Here is a 437-nt window from a genome sequence, read left to right on the forward strand (position 1 = left end):
TGGCCGAGGCGAGCGGTCGGAGCACGGACGGCCGTGAGCGGTGGTGTCAGGTGGCGTCCGAGCAGGGGTGGGGCTTCCGGGGCTCGGACTTCGCTGACACGCCCGAAGGGGCCGCCGTTGTCGGCACGGTGACGCGCGGCATCCACGAGAACCGGACCGCTCAGTACCGGACCTACCTGGACCAGACGGCGGCCTGGGGCGCGGAGTGGACCGACGCCGCCTTCAGTTCGGAGTGGCTGATGGACCTGACGCCCGCGGAACTCGCGGAAATGAACGACGAGTTGCAGGTCATCGCGCGGCGGTGGAGGGAACGCAGCAAGGCTGCCCAGGCGACGGGTGACACGGAGGGGCGGGAGCACGTGTCGGTGCATCTGTACGGGTTCCCGTTCCGGATCTGAACCCGCGTCGGCTCACTCCCAGTCAGCACCCGACTCACC

At 69.8% G+C, this 437-nt stretch carries 1 protein-coding gene; it reads left to right on the forward strand.

What is annotated here, in order from left to right; all coding sequences use genetic code 11:
• Nucleotides 1-398, forward strand: a 398-nt coding sequence (locus RM844_RS32890) for a transcriptional regulator (protein ID WP_311671090.1), incomplete at its 5' end; no start/stop codon positions are given.
• Between the last annotated feature and the right edge of the window lie 39 nt (nucleotides 399-437).

The sequence above is a fragment of the Streptomyces chisholmiae genome (assembly GCF_031845445.1).
Lineage (GTDB): Bacteria > Actinomycetota > Actinomycetes > Streptomycetales > Streptomycetaceae > Streptomyces > Streptomyces chisholmiae.